Genomic DNA, 23319 nt, shown 5'->3' with positions numbered 1-23319 from the left:
GATAGGGCTCAGGGCGTTTGTGGCTTGTCCGGTGCGGTCAGGCCAGCCTGGATACGCTGGTAGATTTCTTCACGATGCACTGCAACGTTCTTCGGAGCATTGATGCCGATTCGAACTTGCTGGCCGCTGACGCCGAGAATGGTGATCGTAATGTCATCACCAATGTTTATGCTTTCACCGACTTTGCGGGTGAGTATCAGCATGGTCTTCTCCTTGATTGCTTTGTAGGGCACCTGATTCAGACAGTGCAGAGGTCGGTGGTACGTATAGATTAGTGCGAAGTCGCGCAGTTTGGGTGCCTCTTTCTGACGCGCAGATGCGGCATTAATTCCCAGCGCGTAACTATACAGGGGCCGCCAGCATCAATCTCGTAGTTTTGTGCCACATTTTGTGGGACTCCGAAACTATTCTCGAATGTTAAGATCGCCGCTTTGAGAATTTTGAGGGAAGCGTTGTGCGCAAATTGGTCTGGGTAGTTGCGGCACTGGCATTGGCAGGATGTGGCGAAGGCAAGAGTGTGGATGCGCAGAAGCCGAAATCGGCGGTGGTAACGGCGCCTGCTGTGGTGGGCCCGCAGTGGGATCTGGAAGTGCGGGGTGAAACACCTCAAGCCGTCAGCGACCTCAGCGGCTGGCTGATCGAGCATGCCTTCGTGGCCAGCGTCATCAAGGATGCCGGCGGCAAGACCCGGATCCTCCTCGGTCCTTTCAATTCGAAAGCTGACGCCGAGGCACGCCAGGCGGATGTGAACGCAGCGTTGATCAAGGCGAAGAAACAGAACATCGAGACGCTGGTGATCGAGCGCACGGCCGCGCAATAAGCGATCCATTCGGCGGAGCTGACTAAAGGGTGTCCCCCGTGATTCGTTTTTAAAGCAATCACTGAAGATGTCCAGAAGGAGCTCCGCATGGCCTCCGCCAATCCTTACAAATTGTTCGACGTTGTTTTGCGTCACAAGCAGCAGTTGAGCCCGCATCTCATGCGAGTCACGCTCGCAAGCCCCGCTGTCACCGAAATGGCAACCTGGGCGCCGGATCAGCGAGTAAAGCTGTTTTTCCCGGCAGCCGACGGTTCACCCGCCAGGCTTTCTCAGGGCGAAGGGTGGTACGCCCGTTTCCGCTCGATGCTGGTTGATCGTCGCCCGGCGATGCGCACCTACACCATTCGCCACTTGCGCGCCGAGTCGGGCGAAGTCGATATCGATTTCGTCCTGCACGGTGAGACTGGTCCGGCGTCCCGTTGGGCGATGCGAGCGCAGCCTGGCGAGTCGATGCAGATTCTCGCTCCCGACAACCGATTCTCGGCCCAGGAAGCGGGAGGATTTGAATGGAAGCCCCCGCAAGCGCTCAAGCAACTTCTGCTGGTCGCCGATTCGACTGCCTTGCCGGCCGCCATGGGGATTCTGGAAGAGCTGGCGACACTGGCTGAACCGCCGCAGGCTCAGGCGTTCTTTGAAGTCGACAGTCGTGACGACATGTTGGCGGTTCCTGACTGGCCCGGACTTTCGGTACAGTGGCTGATCCGCGATCACGCAGCCGCCGGCACGTTGATGGTGGAAGCCGTGCGGCAGGCGACGCTGCCTGTCGATGCATCGCCGGTTGGGCAGGTGGTTGAACTGGCAGATGTCGACATCGAGGAAGAGATTCTTTGGGAGATCGCCGATACGGCTGCCGACGGATTCTATGGCTGGATCGCCGGAGAGTCCGCTGCGGTCATGAGCCTGCGCAAATACCTGATCAAGGAGCGTGGCATTCCCCGCGAGTCGCTCAATCTGATGGGCTATTGGCGCTACAACAAGTCCGGCGGTTGAGCACAAAAAAGGCCTTGAGTTTATCGCTCAAGGCCTTTTCTTTTGAGTAGACAATCAACCGCAGGCTTTCAGGTTCACCGGGCCGACAAATTCGTTGCCGCGTCCCATCACGCACGCGACGCTCTGGTTACGCTGGCGCTCCCAGTCTTGCACTGGATAAGTCTTGTCCCAGGCTTCGTACAATTGCCGATCCTGCTTCGACAAGCGCAAGCCGTATTGTTTGCTCATGTAAAAGTAGGTGCGGGCGATCATGCCGCGAATCGAGGGGCGAGGCATGACCTTCTTCGCCTTGAAGTCGACCTGTGTCAGGCATGAGCCGTACTGACCTTTTTCGACCGGTAGCCAGCCGTAGCTGAAATTGCTCCGGTCGCCATTCACCTCGCCGATGCTCGGAACCAGGTTGTGCAGGTCGGCTTCGGCTTTTTGATAGCTTGAGTCGTAGCGTGTGCAGTTCTTGCGACCGCCTTCCTGCCAGCATTGACGCTGATGGCCGAACTGCCAGGCCGGAACGATGTGCTCCCATTCGATGCGGGACGCACGCTTGGCGTTCTTGCGTGGGACATAGCCGCAGGCGGCCAGATCGACCTTGTTGCCGGTGTATTTGCACCCGCAATAAAACTCGGTGGATTGTGGAGCGTACAGCTTCCAGGCGACCTTCTTAGCCTCGGTGAACGTACGCGGCGCGCCAGCTTGCGCACCAAGGGAAACGAACAGCAACAGCACAGCAGCAAAGCGCAGAATCATTGAATCAATCTTCCTTCGGTACAACCCAGAAAATCTGTACGCCGCCATCGTCGCGGTAGGCGAGGGTGACGTTGTCGTTCTCGTCGATCTCTTCCAGCAGGCGTTCCCACTCATCCGTCGGTTCATCCGGGAGGCGGAAGATCAGTGCGGCCTTGGCTTTTTGTGCGGTGGGGGAGTTGATGATTTTTTGAACGCGCATGCCCATGCGTTCGTAAGCGTCAGGAGCGTCAGGAGCGTCAGGAGCGTCAGGGGAAGTGGCCACGAGGTTATCCTTATTAAGCTGTACGTGCATACAGTATTTAACTGTAGGCATTTTCGCAACTGCTTAAAATTCAAGAAAAACCTCTGACAGCGGTTTTCCGGTTTTGATGTCACGTAGATGAAATTTTTCTTTGGGGGATGCGGGAGCTTCACCCTCCGTCAGATTGACGAAGGGTGAAGTCAGTGCCCGATCAGGAAAGGATCGGGCGAAGGCAAATCAGTATTCCCAGAACATCCGTTGCAGCTCTTTGCTGTCGTTGGTCTTGGTCAGCGCGACCATGGCCAGGATGCGGGCTTTCTGTGGGTTCAGGTCGTGAGCAACCACCCAGTCGTATTTGTCGTCAGGCTGTTCGGCGTTGCGCAGAACGAAACCTCCGGCGTTGACGTGAGACGAGCGAATGATCTGCACGCCGTCCTTGCGCAGCGCTTGCAGGGTCGGAACCACACGGGAGGAAACCGAGCCGTTGCCTGTGCCTGCATGGATGATCGCCTTGGCGCCTGACTGGGCGAGGGCCTTGTAAGCTGTGTCGCTGACATTGCCGTAGGAATAGGCGATTTCTACATCAGGAAGACTCTTGATGTTTTTGATATCGAATTCCGAATCCATGGTGTGGCGCTTGGCTGGCAGGCGGAACCAGTAGGATTTGCCTTCTACCACCATGCCGAGCGGGCCCCAGGCGCTTTTGAAGGCTTCGGTCTTGATGTTGATCATCTTGCTGACATCGCGACCCGACTGGATTTCATCATTGAGAGTCACCAGTACGCCCTTGCCGCGAGCTTCTTTGCTGCTGGCGACGGCCACGGCGTTGTACAGGTTCAGCATGCCGTCCGCCGACATGGCGGTACCCGGGCGCATGGAGCCGACGACGATGATCGGCTTGTCGGTTTTTTCCACCAGGTTCAGGAAGTACGCGGTCTCTTCCAGGGTGTCGGTGCCGTGGGTGATGACGATGCCATCGACGTCTTTGCTGTCGGCCAGTTCGGAAACGCGACGACCCAGTTGCAGGAGGTTTTCGTTGGTGATGCTTTCCGAGGCGATTTGCATGACCTGTTCGCCACGCACATTGGCCAGGGTGCTCAGTTCGGGAATGCCGGCGATCAATTGCTCGATGCCCACTTTCGCGGCCTGATAGGTCGCACTGTTGGCTGCGCTTGCGCCCGCGCCGGCGATGGTGCCACCGGTGGCCAGTACCACTACGTTGGCCAGTTTGGCCTGGGTTTCAGCTTCTTTTGCCTGGAGGGCGGTTGGCAGGAGCAGGAGGAGGGCCAAAGCGCCCGGAACGAAACTCTTCAAAGCAGATGTCATTATTTTTCTCTCTAGTAGTGAGACGGTGCTGATGCAGGTTCATCTAGATGCGCCCCGGGCTGATCTGAATGCCAGGGGTGCAGGGAGGGAGCAGGATCTGTACCAGTCGTACTTTGCTTCAGAGAAATGTTTAACCTTATGATTTAAATCAAGATTTATTCGAAGAGTGGTTGTGAGCTTTCCTCGCTCATCCGGGTTTCCGAACACGGGATGTATTCTCGTTCGGCTCACCGAAAAGGACTACGAGCCTCGTCCACAAACTGAACTGGCTGCTTTCCAGATCTCTGCTAAAGAAAACGGCGCGCTGGCCGATGCGCCTTGATAGGGATCCAATTTTTCAGGAGTTCAAATGTCACTGACTATCGGTTTTTCAAATCCCGGTTCGGTCACGATCGGCGGCAAAACTGCAGCGACGATCAACGCAATGAGTGAAGCTGAAGCCGACGCGTCTGCCGAGGCACTGGGTACCGAGAAGGTTGAAACCAATCAGGTCAGAACCGGTGGTCCTGCCCAGGAAGCAAGCGCAAGCGAGGCTGAAGGCGGTGACAATCTGAGCGTCACTATCAAGACGTTGTTGAAACGCATGCAGGAATTGCAGAAGCAGCTTCAGGAGCAGCAACAGCAACTGGCTGCCGCGCAGGCTGCGAGTTATCCAACGCCCGAAGCCAAGTCGCAAGCGGTGATGTCAATCCAGGGGCAGATCGCTCAAACCAGCGGTGCGCTGCTGGAAGTCTCGGCTGCACTGGTCAAGGAAATGTCGAAGGGTTCTTCTGCCGGTAATGTGGTCAATACCACGGTTTGAGCACTCAAGGGGCGGATCGTTGGATTCGCCCTGCGATGCAATACCGGTTTCCGATTTTCGATTGTTGACAAATGTCGGCGTGATTCGCATAGTTCGATCTACGCAAACGTTTGCGCGTCCTTCGCGATGGGTTGAATTATCGTGGGGGTGCAGCGAGCTTACGCCAGCGCAAGCGTTGCTCACAATAATCATAAGATCGGAGTGAACCCATGAAGCTGCCATTCGCTGGACGTCTTCTTGCTGTCGCCATGCTGGCTGCCGCATCCGCCGCACTGCCTGTCTCTTCGGCTTTCGCCGAATCCCCTGAAAAACCCAAAGTCGCCCTGGTCATGAAATCCCTGGCCAACGAATTCTTCCTGACCATGGAAGACGGCGCCAAGGCCTACCAGAAAGAACATTCCGCCGATTTCGACCTGATCTCCAACGGCATCAAGGACGAAACCGACACGGCGGGGCAGACGCGCATCGTCGAGCAGATGATTCTGGCTAAGGTCAACGCACTGGTCATCGCACCGTCTGATTCCAAGGCTATGGTGCCGGTGATCAAGAAAGCCGTCGATGCCGGTATCACCGTGATCAACATCGACAACCAGCTCGATCCGGCTGTGATCAAAAGCAAGAACATCAGCGTTCCGTTCGTAGGTCCGGACAACCGCAAAGGCGCGCGTCTGGTGGGCGAGTACCTGGCCAAACAACTGAAGGCCGGTGACGAAGTCGGCATCATTGAAGGCGTCTCCACGACGACCAACGCCCAGCAGCGTACCGCTGGCTTCAAGGATGCGATGGAGGCTGCGCAGATCAAGGTTGTTTCCCTGCAGTCCGGCGATTGGGAAATCGATAAGGGCAACAAGGTGGCCGCTTCGATTCTCAGCGAATACCCGGACGTCAAGGCGCTGCTGGCCGGCAACGACAGCATGGCCGTGGGCGCCGTTTCTGCCGTGCGTGCTGCCGGCAAGGCCGGTCAGGTGAAGGTTGTCGGTTACGACAACATCAATGCCATCAAGCCGATGCTGAAGGACGGCCGCGTTCTGGCGACTGCCGATCAGTATGCCGCGAAGCAAGCGGTGTTTGGCATCGAGACCGCGCTGAAAATCATCAAGGGCGAGAAGGTCGACAGTGGTGCGAACGGCGTGATCGAAACTCCGGTCGAGCTGGTCACCCAGTAAGTCCTCTGGCGACACAATGGCGCTCGTCCGTCCGGGCGAGCGCATGGAGATTTTTATGTCAGTTTCCGCTCCGAACGCTGTCCTCTCGGTCAGCGGTATCGGCATGACCTATGCGCAACCGGTTCTGACCGGCATCGACCTGACGTTGATGCGCGGTGAAGTGCTGGCGCTGACCGGTGAGAACGGTGCCGGCAAAAGTACCCTGTCGAAAATCATCGGCGGGCTGGTCACGCCTACCACCGGCCAGATGCAGTTCCAGGGCAAGGAATATCGTCCCGGCAGCCGCACGCAGGCTGAAGAGCTGGGTGTGCGCATGGTCATGCAAGAGCTCAATCTGTTGCCGACGCTTTCGGTGGCGGAGAATCTGTTCCTCGACAACCTGCCGAGCAACGGTGGCTGGATCAGCCGCAAGCAGCTGCGCAAGGCCGCTATCGAAGCCATGGCTCAAGTCGGCCTCGATGCCATCGACCCGGACACGCTGGTCGGCGAGCTGGGCATCGGTCACCAGCAAATGGTCGAGATCGCCCGTAACCTGATCGGCGATTGTCATGTGCTGATCCTCGACGAGCCGACCGCGATGCTGACGGCCCGTGAAGTCGAGATGCTGTTCGAGCAGATCACCCGGTTGCAGGCGCGTGGCGTCTCGATCATCTACATCTCCCACCGACTTGAAGAACTGGCCCGGGTCGCACAGCGCATTGCCGTGTTGCGCGACGGCAACCTGGTTTGCGTCGAGCCGATGGCCAATTACAACAGCGAGCAACTGGTCACCCTGATGGTCGGTCGCGAGCTGGGCGAGCATATCGATCTGGGGGCTCGCAACATCGGTGCGCCGGCCCTGACGATCAAAGGCCTGACCCGCTCCGACAAGGTGCGCGACGTGTCCTTTGAAGTACGCGCCGGTGAAATTTTTGGCATCTCCGGTCTGATCGGGGCAGGGCGCACCGAACTTTTGCGGCTGATCTTTGGCGCCGATGTTGCGGACAGCGGCACGGTCGCGCTCGGTTCTCCGGCAAGAGCGGTGAGCATTCGCTCGCCAGTCGACGCCGTGCGCAACGGTATCGCCCTGATAACCGAGGATCGCAAGGGCGAAGGCCTGCTATTGAGCCAGTCGATCAGCGCCAACATTGCCTTGGGCAACATGCCGGAGATTTCCAACGGCGGGTTCGTCAACAACGGCGATGAAACGAAGCTCGCGCAGCGGCAGATCGACGCGATGCGCATCCGCAGTTCCAGCCCGACGCAATTGGTGTCGGAGTTGTCAGGCGGTAATCAGCAAAAGGTGGTGATCGGACGCTGGCTCGAGCGCGACTGTTCGGTGCTGCTGTTCGACGAGCCGACTCGCGGTATCGATGTCGGCGCCAAATTCGATATTTATGCCTTGCTCGGCGAACTGACCCGGCAGGGCAAGGCGCTGGTCGTGGTGTCCAGCGACCTGCGCGAGTTGATGCTGATTTGCGACCGCATCGGCGTGTTGTCGGCGGGGCGCCTGATCGACACGTTCGAGCGCGACAGCTGGACCCAGGATGACTTGCTTGCCGCCGCGTTCGCCGGCTACCAGAAACGTGATGCGTTGCTCAACGAAGCGGCGCCTAGGGATCTCCCATGAAAACTGCATCTTCCGCCGGCAAATCCAGTGGCAATTTCTACGGCCTTGGCACTTACCTGGGCCTGGCTGGCGCGTTGCTGGCAATGATTGCGCTGTTCTCGGTCATGAGCAGCCATTTCCTGTCGTACAACACCTTCAGCACCCTGGCCAACCAGATTCCCGACCTGATGGTTCTGGCGGTGGGCATGACGTTTGTCCTGATCATCGGCGGGATTGACCTGTCGGTAGGCTCGGTACTGGCACTCGCGGCATCTACCGTCAGCGTAGCGATTCTTGGCTGGGGCTGGAGCGTATTGCCGGCTGCCTTGCTGGGTATGGCCGTTGCGGCGTTGGCCGGCACGGTTACCGGTTCGATTACCGTGGCGTGGCGAATTCCTTCGTTCATCGTGTCTCTGGGTGTTCTGGAGATGGCCCGTGGTCTGGCCTATCAGATGACTGGTTCGCGCACGGCCTACATCGGTGACTCCTTCGCCTGGCTGTCGAACCCGATCGCCTTCGGTATTTCGCCGTCGTTCATCATTGCCTTGCTGGTCATCTTCATTGCCCAGGCTGTTCTGACCCGTACCGTGTTCGGTCGCTACCTGATCGGCATCGGCACCAACGAAGAAGCGGTGCGTCTGGCGGGGATCAATCCCAAGCCCTACAAGATCCTGGTGTTCAGCCTGATGGGCCTGCTTGCCGGCATCGCGGCGCTGTTCCAGATTTCCCGCCTGGAAGCGGCTGACCCGAACGCTGGTTCCGGTCTTGAACTGCAAGTGATCGCTGCCGTGGTGATCGGCGGCACCAGCCTGATGGGCGGACGTGGTTCGGTGATCAGCACCTTTTTCGGTGTGTTGATCATCTCTGTGCTGGCGGCCGGTCTGGCGCAGATTGGCGCAACCGAACCGACCAAGCGCATCATCACCGGTGCGGTGATCGTGATCGCCGTGGTGCTCGACACCTATCGCAGTCAACGCGCAAGCCGACGGGGCTGATAAATGGCAACGATCAAGGATGTGGCGGCACTTGCAGGAATTTCCTACACGACCGTGTCCCACGTAGTAAACAAGACCCGACCGGTGAGCGAAGAAGTGCGGCTCAAGGTCGAGGCGGCGATCAAGAGTCTCGATTATGTGCCGAGCGCGGTGGCCCGTTCGCTGAAAGCGAAAACCACTGCCACCATCGGTTTGCTGGTGCCCAACAGCCTCAACCCGTACTTCGCCGAACTGGCGCGCGGGATTGAGGATTGCTGCGAGCGTAACGGCTACTGCGTGATTCTCTGCAACTCCGACGACAACCCGGACAAGCAGCGCAGCTACCTGCGGGTCCTGTTGGAAAAACGCATCGACGGCTTGATCGTCGCCTCTGCGGGTGGCGACAGCGGTCTGGCGCAAGGACTGGCCGGTGTGAAGACGCCGATGGTGATCGTCGACCGCGGACTCGAAGGCGTGGATGCCGACCTGGTGCGCATCGATCACGAATATGGCGCGTACCTCGCGACGCGGCATCTGCTTGAGCTTGGTCATCGCGATATCGCCACGATCGGTGGTCCGGCCAGTACCAGCGTCGCGCAAATGCGCCAGGCCGGTTTTGCTCGAGCGCTGAAAGAGGCCGGCGTTGAAGTGTCCCCGTCGCGCATGCTGGAAAGCGACTTCACCAGCACTGGTGGTTACAACGCGGCTTCGGTCCTGCTTGAGCGCAACCCGCCGAGCGCGATCTTCGCCGGTAACGACATGATCGGCATTGGTGTGTTGCGGGCCGCTGCGGAACGCAATGTGCGAGTGCCTGCCGAGCTGTCGGTGATCGGCTTCGACGATATCCAGATGAGCCGTTACGTGTATCCAGCGCTGACGACCGTGGGGCAGTCGATCTTGCAACTCGGCGAGATGGCCGCGGAAGTCTTGTTGCGAAGAATTGCCACCCCGGGTCTGGCGACGGATCAGCGGATCGTGACCCCGAGTATTGTCCTGCGCGAATCGACTGCACCGCTGTCCGGCGTGTTCACCGAATACCGCTGAAACGAATTGAAGAGTAGTGATGTATGTCCGCAAATGTAGTGGTAATAGGCAGCCTGAACATGGACCTGGTCACGCGGGCGCCGCGCTTGCCTCGGGGCGGTGAGACGCTGATCGGTCATTCCTTCGCCACCGTGTCCGGGGGCAAGGGCGCCAATCAGGCGGTGGCTGCTGCGCGCCTGGGTGCGCAGGTGTCGATGGTCGGCTGTGTCGGCAACGATGCTTATGGCGTTCAGTTGCGCGACGCGTTGCTGGCCGAGCAGATCGATTGTCAGGCGGTCAGCGTGGTGGAGGATTCCAGTGGCGTGGCGCTGATCGTGGTCGATGACAACAGTCAGAACGCTATTGTCATCGTGGCCGGTGCCAATGGTTCGATGACCCCGGCGGTCATCGACCGTTTCGACGCTGTGCTGCAAGCGGCGGACGTGATCATCTGCCAGCTGGAAATTCCCGATGCCACCGTAGGCCATGCGCTCAAGCGCGGGCGTGAACTGGGCAAGACGGTCATCCTCAACCCCGCGCCGGCCAGTCGCCCGCTGCCTGCGGACTGGTTTGCCGCCATCGATTACCTGATTCCCAACGAGAGCGAGGCCGCTGCCCTGAGTGGTATGGCGGTGGACTCGCTGGAGACCGCTGAAAAGGCCGCGGCGTACCTGATTTCACTGGGCGCCGGCAAGGTCATTATCACGTTGGGTGCTCAAGGATCTTTGTTCGCCAATGGCACGGGTTACCAACATTTTCCTGCACCCAAAGTGAAGGCTGTCGATACCACCGCCGCCGGGGACACGTTTGTCGGCGGATTTGCAGCTGCACTGGCAGCCGGCAGAACCGAGGCCGAGGCCATTCGTTTCGGGCAGGTCGCTGCGGCCCTGTCGGTTACCCGGGCAGGTGCCCAGCCGTCCATTCCCACCACCTCCGACGTACAGGCATTCAAACCCGCATGAAAAAGACTCCTTTGCTCAATGTCGCCCTGTCGCGGCTGATTGCTTCCCTTGGGCATGGCGACATGGTCGTGATCGGTGATGCCGGCCTGCCGGTGCCACCGGGTGTCGATTTGATCGACCTGGCGTTGACGCATGGCGTGCCGGATTTCGTCAGCACCCTGAAAGTCGTGCTCAGCGAAATGCAGGTGGAAAGCCATGCGCTGGCCAAGGAGATTTTCGACAAACAACCGACCGCGCTGTCCACGCTGGACGAGCTGAATGACGAAGGCTCGCTCGGACGACGCGATCTGCTCAGTCACGAGCAATTCAAGGTACTCAGCCGACAGGCACGAGCGATTGTTCGTACGGGCGAATGTCAGCCGTACTGCAACATCGTGCTGGTGGCCGGGGTTACTTTCTGACGGGTTTTCGACCCATTCGATTTCACATGCACAAGGAATGCGCCATGCACCGCTATGCTCAAAAAATGCATCAATTGATTCGGAGTCTGCTGCTTTTGTCCGTGATAACCGCGACCGGCGCCCAGGCGGCGGAAAAGATCGACCTGATCATCGACACCGATCCGGGCGCCGACGACGTGGTCGCCCTGTTGTTTGCCCTGGCCTCCCCGGAGGAGCTGAACATTCGTGCGTTGACCACAGTGGCCGGCAACGTGCGTCTGGACAAGACTTCGCGCAATGCGCGTTTGGCCCGTGAGTGGGCAGGGCGGGAAGAGATTCCGGTGTACGCCGGTGCGCCGAAGCCGCTGATGCGCACGCCAATCTACGCCGAAAACATCCATGGCAAGGAAGGCCTGTCGGGTGTCACGGTGCATGAGCCGAAAAAAGGCCTGGCTGAAGGCAATGCGGTCAACTACCTGATCGATACCCTGAAAAAAGCCAAGCCGCACAGCATCACCATTGCGATGCTCGGCCCGCAGACCAACCTGGCCCTGGCGCTGATTCAGGAGCCGGAGATTGTTCAGGGAATCAAGGAGGTGGTGATCATGGGGGGCGCCCACTTCAATGGCGGCAACATCACGCCAGTGGCCGAATTCAACCTGTACGCCGACCCGCAAGCAGCAGAAGTGGTGCTCAAAAGCGGCGTGAAACTGACTTACCTGCCGCTGGACGTGACCCACAAGATCCTGACCAGCGATGCACGCCTGAAGCAGATTGCGGCGCTGAACAACAATGCGAGCAAGATTGTCGGCGACATCCTCAACGAGTACATCAAAGGGGATATGGAGCACTACGGCATTCCGGGTGGCCCGGTGCATGACGCCACCGTCGTGGCTTATCTGCTCAAGCCCGAGCTGTTCACTGGCCGGTCGGTGAATGTGGTGGTCGACAGCCGTGAAGGCCCGACCTTCGGCCAGACCATTGTCGACTGGTATGACGGCCTGAAGGCGCCAAAGAACGCCTTCTGGGTGGAGAACGGCGACGCCCAGGGCTTCTTCGATCTGCTGACCGAGCGTCTGAAGCGTCTGAAGTAAACCATACGCCCGCAGGTGCCAGCTTGCGGGCTTTTACTCCCTCTCGGTATCCGATGTCCCCTTGAAGTCATCGGGATACTTCTCGAACAGCTGTGCGATGAATGACTGCGCGCCCTGCGTACCAAGTGTCTTCACCAGCAGGTCGATGCTGATCAGTGCCAATTCCTCCGGACTGCCCGGACTGTAAGAACTGTGCCCTTGTGGCCAGGTGGCCTTGATGTCGGCGGTAATGCTTACAGTGGTCATGGCAAGGCTCGGTCGCGGGATCGGAGTTTTGAGTTAACCACTTTGCCGAGCGTTTGGCACTGCGACTTAGGCATGAGCGCAGGGCTATGCGACACTTGGTCGTTTCCACAAAAACAAGGATTGCGCTGTGCAGATCGATTTGAATAGCCCCGACGGCCTGACCCTTGATGCAGTCCGTCGGATGCTGGCGTCGGCCAGTGATGACGAACACACCCAACTGCGCGTGACCAAGGGCGGGATCGCCTATATCTCTTCGGGTGTCACTGGCGGCCAGGACATCGATAGCCTGCTGTTTCGTCTGGAAACCTGGGCAAAAGGCTCGGGATACGTGGGAAATGTCGCGGCCAGCGATGAAGTCTGGGTCATGCAAATCTTCAATGCGCTCAAGGACAACTGGCCGAATCCGCCCTACGACTACATTGATGTCTACTGAGCGTCATTAATATTCAGTGACGTTTTACGGGGTGATGCTTCAGGCGTTGCTCAGGCACACTCGGCGTTTTTCCGATCGTGGGGCAGGGTGATAGCACTCACCGTGAAACCAATAGCGGTATTGGCGGTCGCACGAACTCTGCTCAAAATTGAAATAAGGAGGCTTCATGCCTTGGAAGTTCGCGTCACTGGGTGCATTGATGGCCGTTGCTCTGTTGGCTGGTTGCAGTACAACTTCCAGTGAGTCGCAGAAGGACCCCGTGACGACTGAAGCCGGTCATGGTCGTTGTGAGGCGTCAGCGGCGGAGTTTGCTCTCGGCAAGAAAGCCTCGCCGGAGCTGTTGGAGCAGGCACGCAAAAAGGCCGGTGCGCAGAACGCCCGGTTCCTCAAGCCGAATGACATGATTACCTTGGAGTACCGCTCCGATCGTCTCAACCTGAATACCGATCAGAACCTGGTGGTCACCCGCGTCAACTGCGGCTGAGCCTCAGGGCTTTGTTTCACCCATAAAAAACCCCGTCACATGGACGGGGTTTTTTTAGTGCGCCGGGAGATTACTCTGGGCGAACTTGTGCAGCTTGCATACCCTTTTGGCCTTTCTCAGCCACGAAGGAAACGGTCTGGCCTTCTTTCAGGCTTTTGAAACCGTCAGTTTCGATAGCTTTGAAGTGTACGAACAGGTCGTCACCGCCACCTTGAGGAGTGATGAAGCCGAAGCCTTTTTCATCGTTGAACCATTTAACGGTGCCGGTTTGGCGATTAGACATGGTGTATCTCCAAGAAACATATATTTTCAGTAGTACTGTGCTGCTCAGGCCAACTGGGCACACCGGGGTATCATAGTCGAAATGTTCGCTTTGGTAGCCCCCCGGACGTGCTGTTTGCCAATCAGTCGTCTTTTCTTTACTGCCTGTTTCAGCTGGAGGCCCCGGTTTAAAAGGCTTTGAGCGAAAAGTAAAGACAATAAAAAAACCTGTAAAACCTGCATAAATCGTTCGAAAAAGCTTGAATCGGCTGCTTTTTCGCAACGCTAAGGGCTAAAAAAGGGCCTGTTTAATCACTTTTTCGCTGGGGTATTTGCCTTGCATTTGGCAATTTGACCCAAGGCTTTCTGCTGCAAATCCTGACTTGCCTTGTTGTCCATCAGGGCCTGAATGTCGCTGGCCGGGTAAGATTTGATGGCATCCGCGCCGCACGCACAATGGGATTTTGCGGCAGCGGCACCGATTTGCGGAGTGGCCGCCTGGGTGCACTGAGCCATGTATTTTTCACGTTCGCCTTTCGTCCAGTCGGCATGGGCGCTCAGCGGAAGCAGCAGAACAATGGGGGCGACTGCTGCAAGCAGGGTGTTAAGACGCATGCGAGGATGCTCCTTGTGGGTCAATGTCTTGTTATCTGAGGGGCGAAAGGCCGATCAAGTTCAGCACTCTGGCACAAATCGGACGATTTGCCTCTCGCGAAAAACAGGCAGGCAAAACCGCAGTGCGTCGGCGACCGTTCATCTGTGCTAGCATGCGTCGCTCGAACGTTCGCAGGCTCTTGGTGACCTTCAGTCCCGGCAGCGGCATCGTTCGAATATTCTGATTTGAATCCCAGTCACTCTGGTTCGGTTTTCCGGTTGGCCGCAAGGCTCCTGCCGCTGTAAGGCAGGCGTTCGTCATTGAATGGCCTGGATCGGATCTTGTACTGGCTCATCCCAACCCACGTGACCTTTGGTAGGGGTCACCACTAGGAGAGGAGGCGCCATGCCAACTATTACTCTTCCCGACGGCAGTCAACGCTCATTCGATCACCCGGTTTCCGTAGCCGAGGTCGCCGCATCCATTGGTGCAGGCCTGGCCAAGGCCACCCTGGCCGGCAAAGTGAACGGCAAGCTGGTCGACGCCAGCGACATCATCGACAGCGACGCGACGCTGCAAATCATCACGCCAAAGGATGAAGAGGGGCTGGAGATCATTCGCCACTCTTGCGCCCACCTGGTCGGCCATGCGGTCAAGCAGTTGTACCCGACCGCCAAAATGGTCATCGGGCCGGTCATCGACGAAGGTTTCTATTACGACATCGCCTTCGAGCGTCCTTTTACTCCGGACGACATGGCGGCCATCGAACAGCGCATGCAACAGCTGATCGATACAGAATATGACGTCATCAAGAAAGTCACTCCGCGTGCCGAAGTGATCGAAGTGTTCAAGGCCCGTGGCGAAGACTACAAACTGCGTCTGGTCGAAGACATGCCGAACGAGCAGGCGATGGGCCTGTACTATCACGAAGAATACGTCGACATGTGCCGCGGTCCGCACGTGCCGAACACCCGCTTCCTGAAATCCTTCAAGCTGACCAAGCTGTCCGGCGCCTACTGGCGCGGCGACGCCAAAAACGAGCAATTGCAGCGCGTTTACGGCACTGCCTGGGCTGACAAGAAGCAATTGGCAGCGTACATCCAGCGCATCGAAGAAGCTGAAAAGCGCGATCACCGCAAGATCGGCAAGCGCCTGGGCCTGTTCCATACCCAGGAAGAAGCGCCGGGCATGGTGTTCTGGCACCCGAATGGCTGGACGCTGTACCAGGTACTCGAGCAGTACATGCGCAAAGTGCAGCGCGACAACGGCTATCTCGAGATCAAGACGCCGCAAGTCGTTGACCGCAGCCTGTGGGAGAAATCCGGGCACTGGGCCAACTATGCCGACAACATGTTCACCACTGAGTCGGAAAGCCGCGATTACGCCATCAAGCCGATGAACTGCCCATGCCACGTGCAGGTGTTCAATCAGGGTCTCAAAAGCTACCGCGAGTTGCCGATGCGCCTGGCCGAGTTCGGTGCCTGCCACCGTAACGAGCCATCGGGCGCACTGCACGGCATCATGCGTGTGCGTGCGTTCACTCAGGACGACGCCCACATCTTCTGCACCGAAGAGCAGATGCAGGCTGAATCCGCTGCGTTCATCAAGCTGACCATGGATGTTTATCGCGACTTCGGCTTTACCGATGTCGAAATGAAGCTGTCCACTCGTCCGGAAAAACGCGTCGGTTCCGACGAGTTGTGGGATCGCGCCGAAGCTGCACTGGCCGCCGCCCTTGATAGCGCGGGCCTGCCGTACGATCTGCAACCGGGCGAGGGTGCTTTCTACGGTCCGAAAATCGAATTCTCGCTGAAAGATTGCCTCGGTCGCGTGTGGCAATGTGGTACCTTGCAGCTCGATTTCAACCTGCCAGTGCGTCTCGGTGCCGAATACGTTTCCGAGGACAACAGCCGCAAGCATCCGGTCATGTTGCACCGCGCGATCCTCGGTTCGTTCGAGCGTTTCGTCGGGATTCTGATCGAGCACTACGAAGGTGCATTCCCTGCGTGGCTGGCGCCAACTCAGGCAGTGATCATGAATATCACTGATAAACAGGCAGATTTCGTCGCTCAGGTCGAAAAAACTCTCAACGAAAGCGGGTTTCGTGCCAAGTCTGACTTGAGAAATGAAAAGATCGGCTTTAAAATCCGCGAGCATACTTTGCTCAAGGTTCCATATCTCTTGGTTATTGGAGATAAGGAAGTCGAGATGCAGACTGTCGCTGTGCGTACTCGTGAAGGTGCTGACCTGGGCTCGATGCCCGTCGCCCAGTTCGCTGAGTTTCTCGCGCAAGCGGTTTCCCGGCGTGGTCGCCCAGATTCGGAGTAATTATTATTAAGCGTGAAATGAGACAAGATAAACGAACTGCACCGAAAGCCCCGATCAACGAGAATATCTCGGCACGCGAGGTTCGGTTAATTGGCGCTGATGGCGAGCAGATTGGCATCGTCTCGATTGATGAAGCGCTTCGTATTGCTGAAGAAGCAAAGCTTGATCTGGTAGAAATCTCTGCTGACGCAGTCCCACCGGTTTGCCGGGTGATGGACTACGGCAAATCGATCTTCGAAAAGAAGAAGCAGATTGCAGCAGCGAAGAAAAACCAGAAGCAGATTCAGGTAAAAGAAATCAAGTTTCGTCCAGGGACGGAGGAAGGGGATTACCAGGTAAAACTGCGCAACCTGGTACGTTTCCTGAGTGACGGGGACAGGGCCAAGGTATCCTTGCGATTCCGCGGCCGTGAGATGGCCCACCAGGAGCTGGGGATGGAACTCCTCAAGCGGGTTGAACAAGACCTGCTCGAGTACGGTTCGGTCGAACAGCATCCTAAGATGGAAGGACGCCAGCTGATCATGGTCATCGCCCCGAAAAAGAAGAAGTAATCAACAGGGCACGGCAGGCCTTCTGATTATGTTTATCAACTGAATGCGGAGTATCCGAACATGCCAAAGATGAAAACCAAAAGTGGTGCTGCTAAGCGGTTTCTGAAAACTGCTAACGGTATCAAGCACAAGCACGCTTTCAAGAGCCACATCCTGACCAAAATGTCGACCAAGCGTAAGCGTCAACTGCGCGGTAGCAGCTTGCTGCATCCGTCTGACGTGGCAAAAGTCGAGCGCATGCTGCGCCTTCGTTAATTTTTGGATCAAGAATAGAGGAAGTAACTCATGGCTCGTGTAAAGCGTGGCGTCATTGCCCGTAAACGTCACAAAAAAATTCTGAAACTTGCTAAAGGCTACTACGGCGCACGCTCCCGCGTATTCCGTGTTGCCAAGCAAGCGGTAATCAAGGCAGGCCAATACGCCTACCGTGACCGTCGTCAGAAAAAACGTCAGTTCCGCGCTCTGTGGATCGCTCGTATCAACGCTGGTGCTCGTGTTAACGGTCTGTCCTACAGCCGTTTCATCGCTGGCCTGAAAAAAGCGTCCATCGAGATCGACCGTAAGGTTCTGGCTGATCTGGCAGTGAACGAAAAAGCGGCGTTTGCTGCGATTGTCGAGAAAGCTAAAGCCACCTTGGCTTAAGTACCCCCGACAGTCACCCGGCCTCACCTCTGTGGGGTCAGGTGTTAAACGTCATAAATAGGGGAAGAGCCTTCAAGCTCTTCCCCTATTTTGTATCTGGAGTCTGTACATGGAAAACCTGGATGCGCTGGTCTCTCAAGCACTAGAGGCTGTGCAAAGCGCTGAAGATATCAATGCCCTGGAGCAAATCCGGGTTCAATACCTTGGCAAAAAGGGTGAATTGACTCAGGTGATGAAGACCCTGGGGAATTTGCCGGCAGAAGAGCGTCCGCAAGTCGGCGCCCTGATCAACGTTGCCAAGGAACGTGTAACAGGCGTTCTCAATGCGCGTATGGCTCTGTTTGAGGAAGCCGAACTGGCTGCCAAGCTGTCTGCCGAATCCATTGACGTGACGCTGCCGGGCCGCGGTCAGACCTCCGGTGGTCTGCATCCGGTAACCCGGACTCTGGAACGTATCGAACAGTTCTTCACCCATATCGGCTACGGCATTGCCGAAGGCCCTGAGGTCGAAGACGACTATCACAACTTCGAGGCGCTCAACATCCCAGGCCATCACCCGGCCCGGTCGATGCACGACACCTTCTATTTCAATGCCAACATGTTGCTGCGCACCCATACCTCGCCGGTACAGGTCCGCACCATGGAATCGAAAAAGCCGCCGATCCGCATCGTCTGCCCAGGCCGCGTGTATCGCAGCGACTCCGATATCACCCACTCGCCGATGTTCCACCAGGTCGAAGGCCTGCTGGTTGATCGCGATATCAACTTCGCCGACCTCAAAGGCACGATCGAAGAGTTCCTGCGGGTGTTCTTCGAAAAAGAACTGGCCGTGCGTTTCCGTCCTTCGTACTTCCCGTTCACCGAGCCTTCCGCCGAAGTCGACATGGAATGCGTGATGTGCAGCGGTAAAGGCTGCCGCGTCTGCAAACAGACTGGTTGGCTGGAAGTGATGGGCTGCGGCATGGTTCATCCGAACGTGCTGCGCATGTCCGGGATTGATCCGGAAGAGTTCTCGGGCTTTGCCTTCGGCATGGGCGTTGAGCGTCTGGCCATGCTGCGTTACGGCGTGAACGACTTGCGTCTGTTCTTCGACAACGACTTGCGGTTCCTCGCGCAATTTCGCTAGTCGTAACGAATTCTTAGGAGAGCAGGATGAAATTCAGTGAACAATGGCTGCGTGGCTGGGTCAGCCCGCAGGTAGATCGCGACGCGCTGGTTGCCCGTCTGTCGATGGCCGGTCTTGAGGTCGATAGCGTTACGCCGGCCGCCGGTGTTTTCAGTGGCGTGGTGGTGGGCGAGGTGCTGAGCACCGAGCAGCATCCCGATGCCGACAAATTGCGCGTGTGCCAGGTCAGCAATGGCGCGGAAACCTTCCAGGTCGTGTGCGGTGCGCCAAACGTGCGTCCGGGCCTGAAGATTCCGTTCGCGATGATCGGTGCCGAGCTGCCGGGCGACTTCAAGATCAAGAAGGCCAAGCTGCGCGGCGTCGAGTCCAACGGCATGCTGTGCTCGCAATCCGAGCTGCAGGTCGGTGAAGGCAATGACGGTCTGATGGAGCTGCCGGCCGATGCGCCGGTGGGCGAAGATTTCCGTGTTTATCTGGACCTGGAAGACGCCAGCATCGAAGTCGATCTGACTCCGAACCGTGGCGACTGCCTGTCGCTGGCCGGTCTGGCCCGTGAAGTCGGCGCGCTGTATGACGCTCCGGTCACTCGCCCGGTGGTGATGACCGTTCCGGCGGTACACGACGAAGTGCGCTCGGTAGAAGTCCTGGCACCTGCTGCCTGCCCGCGTTATCTGGGCCGTGTCATCCGCAACGTTGACCTGTCCAGGCCGACGCCGCTGTGGATGGTTGAGCGCCTGCGTCGCGCCGAAGTCCGCAGCATCGACGCCGCCGTCGACATCACCAACTACGTGATGCTCGAACTGGGCCAGCCGCTGCACGCCTTCGATCTCGCCGAAATCAATGGCGGCATTCGTGTGCGCATGGCGGAAGAGGGCGAGAAGCTCGTACTGCTCGACGGTCAGGAAGTCAGCCTGCGTAGCGATACGCTGGTGATCGCCGACCACACTCGCGCTTTGGCCATTGCCGGCGTGATGGGTGGCGAGCACAGCGGTGTTTCCGCGACCACTCGTGACGTATTCCTTGAGAGTGCATTCTTCGATCAGATCGCGGTGGCGGGCAAGGCTCGTTCCTACGGTCTGCACACCGACGCTTCGCACCGCTACGAGCGTGGCGTGGACTGGCAACTGGCCCGTGAAGCCATGGAGCGCGCCACTGGCCTGCTGCTGGAAATCACCGGTGGCGAAGCCGGCCCGATCATCGAGACCGTCAGCGAGCAGCATCTGCCGTCGATCGCGCCGATCACCCTGCGTGCTCAGCGCATCACCCAGATGCTGGGCATGGAAATGGATTCGGCCGAAGTCGAGCGTCTGCTCAACGCTTTGGGCCTGAAAGTTTCCGCCGACGGAGCAGGGCAATGGCGCGTAGAAGTGCCAAGCCATCGCTTCGACATCAGCCTGGAAGTCGATCTGATCGAAGAACTGGCGCGTCTGTACGGTTACAACCGCCTGCCGGTTCGTTACCCGCAAGCTCGTCTGGCGCCACAGGCCAAGGCCGAAGCGCGCAGCGATCTGCCGGAACTGCGTCGTCTGCTGGTTGCCCGTGGCTACCAGGAAGCGATCACTTACAGCTTCATCGATCCGAAGCAGTTCGAGCTGTTCAACCCGGGCGTCGAGCCACTGTTGTTGGCGAACCCGATCTCCAATGACATGGCCGCCATGCGTTCGTCGCTGTGGCCGGGCCTGGTCAAGGCGCTGCAGCACAACCTCAACCGTCAGCAGGATCGTGTTCGTCTGTTCGAGAGCGGCCTGCGCTTTGTCGGTCAGCTGGAAGGTCTGAAGCAAGAGCCGATGATCGCCGGTGTGGTGTGCGGCAGCCGTCTGCCGGAAGGCTGGGCGCAAGGTCGCGATACCGTGGACTTCTTCGACGTCAAGGCTGACGTAGAAGCGGTGCTGGGCTTTGCCGGTGCGCTGGATCAGTTCACTTTTGCACCGGGCAAGCATCCTGCGCTGCATCCAGGCCAGACCGCACGCATCGAGCGAGAAGGGCGTGAAGTGGGCTTCATCGGCGCGATTCACCCTGAGTTGTCGAAATCCCTGGGTCTCGATCGTCCGGTCTTCGTCTTCGAGCTGGTTCTGGCTGAAGTCGCTCTGGGTAAAATGCCGAAATTCCACGAGTTGTCGCGCTTTCCTGAAGTGCGTCGTGACCTGGCACTGATTGCGCACAAAGACGTTGCAGCCTCGGCTGTACTGGACGTAATCCGTGAAAATGCAGGCGAATGGCTGACAGACCTCAGGCTATTTGACGTGTATCAGGGTAAAGGCATTGATCCTGATAGAAAAAGCCTCGCAGTCGGCTTGACCTGGCAGCATCCATCGCGCACTCTTAATGACGATGAGGTGAATTCGACGACGCAAAATATCCTCACCTCGCTCGAACAAAGGTTGAACGCCACGTTAAGGAAGTGACGTATGGGGGCTTTGACGAAAGCTGAGATGGCGGAACGTCTGTATGAAGAGCTGGGCCTGAACAAGCGGGAAGCCAAGGAATTGGTTGAACTGTTTTTCGAGGAAATCAGGCACGCTCTTGAAGACAACGAGCAGGTCAAATTGTCGGGTTTCGGCAATTTCGACCTTCGGGACAAACGCCAGCGGCCTGGCCGCAACCCGAAAACGGGGGAAGAAATCCCGATCACGGCTCGCCGTGTGGTCACCTTTCGTCCAGGGCAGAAGTTGAAGGCCCGAGTTGAGGCTTATGCTGGAACCAAGTCATAACGACGAACTACCCGTCATCCCGGGCAAACGCTACTTCACCATCGGTGAAGTCAGCGAGCTGTGTGCGGTAAAGCCGCACGTGCTGCGCTACTGGGAGCAGGAGTTTCCTCAGCTCAACCCCGTCAAACGCCGCGGGAACCGCCGGTATTATCAGCGCCAGGACGTGCTGATGATCCGGCAGATCCGCGCGCTCCTTTACGATCAGGGGTTTACCATCGGCGGCGCGCGCCTGCGTCTGTCCGGCGATGAAGCCAAAGACGACACCACCCAATACAAGCAAATGATCCGCCAGATGATCGCCGAGCTCGAAGATGTTCTGGTGGTTCTCAAGAAATAATTTCCTGCTTTTAAATACTTCCAGTTTTCAAAAGCTTGCGATATATTCATGAGCGTTCTTCGAGATGGAGAACGAGTTTCAAACCTAGTCGGGGCGTAGCGCAGTCCGGTAGCGCACTAGCATGGGGTGCTAGGGGTCGAGTGTTCGAATCACTCCGTCCCGACCATATAATTCAATGACTTAGCCAAACTTTAGCGAGTTGGGCTTTTTCATGTACAGGGACTTTTGCAGGGGATCCAGTTTCCCTCCTCATCGAAGTCAGACACTCAAGCCGATCATCCAGATCGGCTTTTTTGTGCCCACGTAAAATTAGCCAGTGATTTCACTGACAGACACCCAGCGCCGCTCCTCAGCCGCGACCCGAACTGCTGTCGCCAGCCTTTCAACTTCAAACGCCTCCTCGAAATCAGTCCCCGTTTGCCCGTTCCCCGCCAACGCCATGATCAGTTCATGCACTTCCAGCGTCTTCAGCTCGTTGTAGCCCAGCTGATGCCCCGGCGCCGGGCTGAAGGCTGCGTAGCCGGGCAAGTCCGGTCCGGCCAGTAAACGCTGGAAGCCGCCTTGGCCGGCGCGGCACAGGCGTAATTCGTTCAAGCGCTCCTGATCGAACGCCAGGGTGCCTCGGGTGCCGCTGACCTCGAAGCTCAGATGATTCTTGTAGCCATGCTTGAGCCAGCTGCTGCTGAAGGTGCCGCGCGCACCGCTGGCAAAGCGCAATAGTGCGTGGGTCTGATCGTCGACTCCAATGCGGCGTTGTTCCTGACTGCCGGTTGTGGCTGGTCGTTGGCCATGGACGGTCTGGGAATCGGCGCACACCGCTTCGATATCGCCCAGCAGGTAACGCGCCATGGCGAGCAAGTGGCTGCCCAGATCCGCCAGGGCTCCACCGGCATGTTCGGGCTCGCAGCGCCACGACCATGGGGAGTCTGGATCGGCCATGAAATCTTCGCTGAATTCACCTTGAAAACTGATGATCTCGCCGAGTTCGCCACTCAGGATCAGATCGCGTGCCAGGCCAATAATCGGGTTGTGCTGATAGTTGTAGCCGACCCGCGTGACGACGCCGGCATGCTTCGCCGCCACGTGCATCGCATGAGCTTGTTCAAGATTCACTGCCAGTGGCTTTTCGCAGTACACCGCTTTGCCAGCGGCAAGCGCGGCCATGGCCATCGGGTAGTGCAGGTGATTGGGTGTGGTGATGGCGATCAGGCTGACCTTGGGGTCGTCGATCAATCGCTGCCAGTCGCCATGGGCCTGCTCGAAGCCCCAAGCGGTGGCGCAGGCTTGTGCGCGTGCGGGATCGGCGTCAGCCAGAGCGGCCAGGCGAAGGGTGAAGGGCAGTTCGAATGCCCCGCTGACATTACGAAAGGCCAGGGCGTGGGCGCGCCCCATGAAGCCCGTGCCGATCAGGCCGATTCCGAGTTCACGCATGACAGGATCCTTTGAGTTCTTGTTTTCAGAGATCCTGTTTATAGAATAAATATTCCTTACATTC

At 57.9% G+C, this 23319-nt stretch carries 28 protein-coding genes and 1 tRNA gene; 21 read left to right on the top strand and 8 right to left on the bottom strand.

Annotation, left to right across the window (positions count from 1 at the left end; all coding sequences use genetic code 11):
- Nucleotides 1-8: 8 nt before the first annotated feature.
- On the bottom strand, nt 9-203 hold the full coding sequence (gene csrA, locus N8H71_RS14490) for a carbon storage regulator CsrA (RefSeq protein WP_003179932.1): 195 nt from the start codon (nt 201-203) through the stop codon (nt 9-11).
- A 251-nt stretch (nt 204-454) separates the two neighbouring features.
- On the opposite strand from csrA, the gene N8H71_RS14485 reads away from it, so the two are divergent.
- Both N8H71_RS14485 and N8H71_RS14480 read left to right on the top strand, forming a co-directional pair.
- A complete protein-coding gene (locus N8H71_RS14485) occupies nt 455-820 on the top strand; it encodes an SPOR domain-containing protein (RefSeq protein WP_262194515.1) in 366 nt (121 codons plus the stop codon).
- 87 nt (nt 821-907) lie between these two features.
- Nucleotides 908-1810, top strand: a complete 903-nt coding sequence (locus N8H71_RS14480; RefSeq protein WP_262194514.1) for a siderophore-interacting protein — start codon at nt 908-910, stop codon at nt 1808-1810.
- A 54-nt stretch (nt 1811-1864) separates the two neighbouring features.
- On the opposite strand, the gene N8H71_RS14475 is transcribed toward N8H71_RS14480, so the two are convergent.
- The 3 genes from N8H71_RS14475 to N8H71_RS14465 all read right to left on the bottom strand — a co-directional run bounded on the left by N8H71_RS14475 (nt 1865) and on the right by N8H71_RS14465 (nt 4121).
- Nucleotides 1865-2554 (bottom strand): endonuclease I family protein, encoded by a 690-nt coding sequence (locus tag N8H71_RS14475; RefSeq protein WP_262194513.1) that lies wholly within the window; start codon nt 2552-2554, stop codon nt 1865-1867.
- A 4-nt stretch (nt 2555-2558) separates the two neighbouring features.
- Nucleotides 2559-2759: a DUF1654 domain-containing protein gene (locus N8H71_RS14470; RefSeq protein WP_347710521.1), complete on the bottom strand. Its 201-nt coding sequence runs from the start codon at nt 2757-2759 to the stop codon at nt 2559-2561.
- A 273-nt stretch (nt 2760-3032) separates the two neighbouring features.
- Entirely contained in the window at nt 3033-4121 is a 1089-nt protein-coding gene (locus tag N8H71_RS14465) for an asparaginase (RefSeq protein ID WP_007956004.1), read from the bottom strand.
- 349 nt (nt 4122-4470) lie between these two features.
- On the opposite strand from N8H71_RS14465, the gene N8H71_RS14460 reads away from it, so the two are divergent.
- The 8 genes from N8H71_RS14460 (at nt 4471) to N8H71_RS14425 (ending at nt 12110) form a co-directional block, all read left to right on the top strand.
- The gene (locus N8H71_RS14460; protein ID WP_262194511.1) at nt 4471-4923 is read left to right on the top strand and encodes a hypothetical protein; all 453 of its coding nucleotides are present in this window, start codon (nt 4471-4473) and stop codon (nt 4921-4923) included.
- A 209-nt stretch (nt 4924-5132) separates the two neighbouring features.
- Nucleotides 5133-6089: a sugar ABC transporter substrate-binding protein gene (locus N8H71_RS14455; RefSeq protein WP_207985605.1), complete on the top strand. Its 957-nt coding sequence runs from the start codon at nt 5133-5135 to the stop codon at nt 6087-6089.
- Nucleotides 6090-6144: 55 nt separating this feature from the next.
- Complete coding sequence (locus N8H71_RS14450) at nt 6145-7698, top strand: sugar ABC transporter ATP-binding protein (RefSeq protein ID WP_262194509.1); 1554 nt, start codon at nt 6145-6147, stop codon at nt 7696-7698.
- Nucleotides 7695-8672, top strand: coding sequence for an ABC transporter permease (locus N8H71_RS14445; RefSeq protein WP_007956013.1), 978 nt, complete (start codon nt 7695-7697; stop codon nt 8670-8672). The genes N8H71_RS14450 and N8H71_RS14445 overlap by 4 nt, the downstream gene beginning before the upstream one ends.
- A gap of 3 nt (nt 8673-8675) precedes the next feature.
- The gene (locus N8H71_RS14440; RefSeq protein ID WP_262194508.1) at nt 8676-9695 is read left to right on the top strand and encodes a LacI family DNA-binding transcriptional regulator; all 1020 of its coding nucleotides are present in this window, start codon (nt 8676-8678) and stop codon (nt 9693-9695) included.
- Between the two features lie 23 nt (nt 9696-9718).
- Nucleotides 9719-10636 (top strand): ribokinase, encoded by a 918-nt coding sequence (gene rbsK, locus N8H71_RS14435; RefSeq protein ID WP_262194507.1) that lies wholly within the window; start codon nt 9719-9721, stop codon nt 10634-10636.
- Nucleotides 10633-11037 carry a D-ribose pyranase gene (gene rbsD, locus N8H71_RS14430; RefSeq protein WP_262194506.1) on the top strand — a complete coding sequence of 135 codons (405 nt, stop codon included), beginning with the start codon at nt 10633-10635 and terminating at the stop codon, nt 11035-11037. Before rbsK ends, rbsD begins: the two co-directional genes overlap by 4 nt.
- Before the next feature lie 44 nt (nt 11038-11081).
- Nucleotides 11082-12110: a nucleoside hydrolase gene (locus tag N8H71_RS14425; RefSeq protein ID WP_085612793.1), complete on the top strand. Its 1029-nt coding sequence runs from the start codon at nt 11082-11084 to the stop codon at nt 12108-12110.
- 33 nt (nt 12111-12143) lie between these two features.
- On the opposite strand, the gene N8H71_RS14420 is transcribed toward N8H71_RS14425, so the two are convergent.
- The gene (locus N8H71_RS14420) at nt 12144-12356 is read right to left on the bottom strand and encodes a hypothetical protein (protein WP_007956023.1); all 213 of its coding nucleotides are present in this window, start codon (nt 12354-12356) and stop codon (nt 12144-12146) included.
- Nucleotides 12357-12483: 127 nt separating this feature from the next.
- Here N8H71_RS14420 and N8H71_RS14415 point away from each other — a divergent pair, with 127 nt between their 5' ends.
- Entirely contained in the window at nt 12484-12789 is a 306-nt protein-coding gene (locus N8H71_RS14415; protein ID WP_262194505.1) for a hypothetical protein, read from the top strand.
- A gap of 166 nt (nt 12790-12955) precedes the next feature.
- Nucleotides 12956-13273 carry an I78 family peptidase inhibitor gene (locus N8H71_RS14410; RefSeq protein WP_262194504.1) on the top strand — a complete coding sequence of 106 codons (318 nt, stop codon included), beginning with the start codon at nt 12956-12958 and terminating at the stop codon, nt 13271-13273.
- A gap of 70 nt (nt 13274-13343) precedes the next feature.
- Here N8H71_RS14410 and N8H71_RS14405 read toward each other — a convergent pair whose 3' ends face one another.
- Together N8H71_RS14405 and N8H71_RS14400 are read right to left on the bottom strand one after the other, a co-directional pair.
- A complete protein-coding gene (locus N8H71_RS14405; protein WP_007956027.1) occupies nt 13344-13556 on the bottom strand; it encodes a cold-shock protein in 213 nt (70 codons plus the stop codon).
- A 290-nt stretch (nt 13557-13846) separates the two neighbouring features.
- Complete coding sequence (locus tag N8H71_RS14400; protein WP_262194502.1) at nt 13847-14149, bottom strand: hypothetical protein; 303 nt, start codon at nt 14147-14149, stop codon at nt 13847-13849.
- A gap of 385 nt (nt 14150-14534) precedes the next feature.
- On the opposite strand from N8H71_RS14400, the gene thrS reads away from it, so the two are divergent.
- The 9 genes from thrS to N8H71_RS14355 all read left to right on the top strand — a co-directional run bounded on the left by thrS (nt 14535) and on the right by N8H71_RS14355 (nt 21990).
- Nucleotides 14535-16457, top strand: a complete 1923-nt coding sequence (gene thrS, locus N8H71_RS14395; RefSeq protein WP_039771550.1) for a threonine--tRNA ligase — start codon at nt 14535-14537, stop codon at nt 16455-16457.
- On the top strand, nt 16457-17008 hold the full coding sequence (gene infC / locus N8H71_RS14390; protein ID WP_170929631.1) for a translation initiation factor IF-3: 552 nt from the start codon (nt 16457-16459) through the stop codon (nt 17006-17008). Before thrS ends, infC begins: the two co-directional genes overlap by 1 nt.
- Before the next feature lie 60 nt (nt 17009-17068).
- Complete coding sequence (gene rpmI, locus N8H71_RS14385; RefSeq protein ID WP_002553160.1) at nt 17069-17263, top strand: 50S ribosomal protein L35; 195 nt, start codon at nt 17069-17071, stop codon at nt 17261-17263.
- A 30-nt stretch (nt 17264-17293) separates the two neighbouring features.
- The gene (rplT, locus tag N8H71_RS14380) at nt 17294-17650 is read left to right on the top strand and encodes a 50S ribosomal protein L20 (RefSeq protein ID WP_002553161.1); all 357 of its coding nucleotides are present in this window, start codon (nt 17294-17296) and stop codon (nt 17648-17650) included.
- Nucleotides 17651-17759: 109 nt separating this feature from the next.
- A complete protein-coding gene (gene pheS, locus N8H71_RS14375) occupies nt 17760-18776 on the top strand; it encodes a phenylalanine--tRNA ligase subunit alpha (protein WP_011333387.1) in 1017 nt (338 codons plus the stop codon).
- A 26-nt stretch (nt 18777-18802) separates the two neighbouring features.
- On the top strand, nt 18803-21181 hold the full coding sequence (gene pheT / locus N8H71_RS14370) for a phenylalanine--tRNA ligase subunit beta (RefSeq protein WP_085607825.1): 2379 nt from the start codon (nt 18803-18805) through the stop codon (nt 21179-21181).
- A 3-nt stretch (nt 21182-21184) separates the two neighbouring features.
- A complete protein-coding gene (ihfA, locus tag N8H71_RS14365; protein WP_002553164.1) occupies nt 21185-21487 on the top strand; it encodes an integration host factor subunit alpha in 303 nt (100 codons plus the stop codon).
- Nucleotides 21468-21824: a MerR family transcriptional regulator gene (locus tag N8H71_RS14360; protein WP_003179985.1), complete on the top strand. Its 357-nt coding sequence runs from the start codon at nt 21468-21470 to the stop codon at nt 21822-21824. Before ihfA ends, N8H71_RS14360 begins: the two co-directional genes overlap by 20 nt.
- A gap of 89 nt (nt 21825-21913) precedes the next feature.
- Nucleotides 21914-21990: transfer RNA gene (locus N8H71_RS14355), tRNA-Pro, on the top strand.
- A gap of 143 nt (nt 21991-22133) precedes the next feature.
- On the opposite strand, the gene N8H71_RS14350 is transcribed toward N8H71_RS14355, so the two are convergent.
- Complete coding sequence (locus N8H71_RS14350) at nt 22134-23255, bottom strand: Gfo/Idh/MocA family protein (RefSeq protein ID WP_262194501.1); 1122 nt, start codon at nt 23253-23255, stop codon at nt 22134-22136.
- Nucleotides 23256-23319 lie beyond the last annotated feature (64 nt).

Source organism: Pseudomonas koreensis (assembly GCF_025447595.1).
GTDB lineage: Bacteria > Pseudomonadota > Gammaproteobacteria > Pseudomonadales > Pseudomonadaceae > Aquipseudomonas > Aquipseudomonas koreensis_H.
The sequence above is the reverse complement of the archived record's forward strand: the minus strand, read 5'-3'. Positions and strand labels throughout refer to the sequence as shown.

What these genes read in the sequence shown, in the direction of transcription:
- csrA (WP_003179932.1), bottom strand. Translation starts at nt 203, where the DNA reads ATGCTGATACTCACCCGCAAAGTCGGTGAAAGCATAAACATTGGTGAT.
- N8H71_RS14480 (WP_262194514.1), top strand. Translation starts at nt 908, where the DNA reads ATGGCCTCCGCCAATCCTTACAAATTGTTCGACGTTGTTTTGCGTCAC.
- N8H71_RS14475 (WP_262194513.1), bottom strand. Translation starts at nt 2,554, where the DNA reads ATGATTCTGCGCTTTGCTGCTGTGCTGTTGCTGTTCGTTTCCCTTGGT.
- N8H71_RS14470 (WP_347710521.1), bottom strand. Translation starts at nt 2,759, where the DNA reads ATGGGCATGCGCGTTCAAAAAATCATCAACTCCCCCACCGCACAAAAA.
- N8H71_RS14465 (WP_007956004.1), bottom strand. Translation starts at nt 4,121, where the DNA reads ATGACATCTGCTTTGAAGAGTTTCGTTCCGGGCGCTTTGGCCCTCCTC.
- N8H71_RS14460 (WP_262194511.1), top strand. Translation starts at nt 4,471, where the DNA reads ATGTCACTGACTATCGGTTTTTCAAATCCCGGTTCGGTCACGATCGGC.
- N8H71_RS14455 (WP_207985605.1), top strand. Translation starts at nt 5,133, where the DNA reads ATGAAGCTGCCATTCGCTGGACGTCTTCTTGCTGTCGCCATGCTGGCT.
- N8H71_RS14450 (WP_262194509.1), top strand. Translation starts at nt 6,145, where the DNA reads ATGTCAGTTTCCGCTCCGAACGCTGTCCTCTCGGTCAGCGGTATCGGC.
- N8H71_RS14445 (WP_007956013.1), top strand. Translation starts at nt 7,695, where the DNA reads ATGAAAACTGCATCTTCCGCCGGCAAATCCAGTGGCAATTTCTACGGC.
- N8H71_RS14440 (WP_262194508.1), top strand. Translation starts at nt 8,676, where the DNA reads ATGGCAACGATCAAGGATGTGGCGGCACTTGCAGGAATTTCCTACACG.
- rbsK (WP_262194507.1), top strand. Translation starts at nt 9,719, where the DNA reads ATGTCCGCAAATGTAGTGGTAATAGGCAGCCTGAACATGGACCTGGTC.
- rbsD (WP_262194506.1), top strand. Translation starts at nt 10,633, where the DNA reads ATGAAAAAGACTCCTTTGCTCAATGTCGCCCTGTCGCGGCTGATTGCT.
- N8H71_RS14425 (WP_085612793.1), top strand. Translation starts at nt 11,082, where the DNA reads ATGCACCGCTATGCTCAAAAAATGCATCAATTGATTCGGAGTCTGCTG.
- N8H71_RS14420 (WP_007956023.1), bottom strand. Translation starts at nt 12,356, where the DNA reads ATGACCACTGTAAGCATTACCGCCGACATCAAGGCCACCTGGCCACAA.
- N8H71_RS14410 (WP_262194504.1), top strand. Translation starts at nt 12,956, where the DNA reads ATGCCTTGGAAGTTCGCGTCACTGGGTGCATTGATGGCCGTTGCTCTG.
- N8H71_RS14405 (WP_007956027.1), bottom strand. Translation starts at nt 13,556, where the DNA reads ATGTCTAATCGCCAAACCGGCACCGTTAAATGGTTCAACGATGAAAAA.
- N8H71_RS14400 (WP_262194502.1), bottom strand. Translation starts at nt 14,149, where the DNA reads ATGCGTCTTAACACCCTGCTTGCAGCAGTCGCCCCCATTGTTCTGCTG.
- thrS (WP_039771550.1), top strand. Translation starts at nt 14,535, where the DNA reads ATGCCAACTATTACTCTTCCCGACGGCAGTCAACGCTCATTCGATCAC.
- rpmI (WP_002553160.1), top strand. Translation starts at nt 17,069, where the DNA reads ATGCCAAAGATGAAAACCAAAAGTGGTGCTGCTAAGCGGTTTCTGAAA.
- rplT (WP_002553161.1), top strand. Translation starts at nt 17,294, where the DNA reads ATGGCTCGTGTAAAGCGTGGCGTCATTGCCCGTAAACGTCACAAAAAA.
- pheS (WP_011333387.1), top strand. Translation starts at nt 17,760, where the DNA reads ATGGAAAACCTGGATGCGCTGGTCTCTCAAGCACTAGAGGCTGTGCAA.
- pheT (WP_085607825.1), top strand. Translation starts at nt 18,803, where the DNA reads ATGAAATTCAGTGAACAATGGCTGCGTGGCTGGGTCAGCCCGCAGGTA.
- ihfA (WP_002553164.1), top strand. Translation starts at nt 21,185, where the DNA reads ATGGGGGCTTTGACGAAAGCTGAGATGGCGGAACGTCTGTATGAAGAG.
- N8H71_RS14360 (WP_003179985.1), top strand. Translation starts at nt 21,468, where the DNA reads ATGCTGGAACCAAGTCATAACGACGAACTACCCGTCATCCCGGGCAAA.
- N8H71_RS14350 (WP_262194501.1), bottom strand. Translation starts at nt 23,255, where the DNA reads ATGCGTGAACTCGGAATCGGCCTGATCGGCACGGGCTTCATGGGGCGC.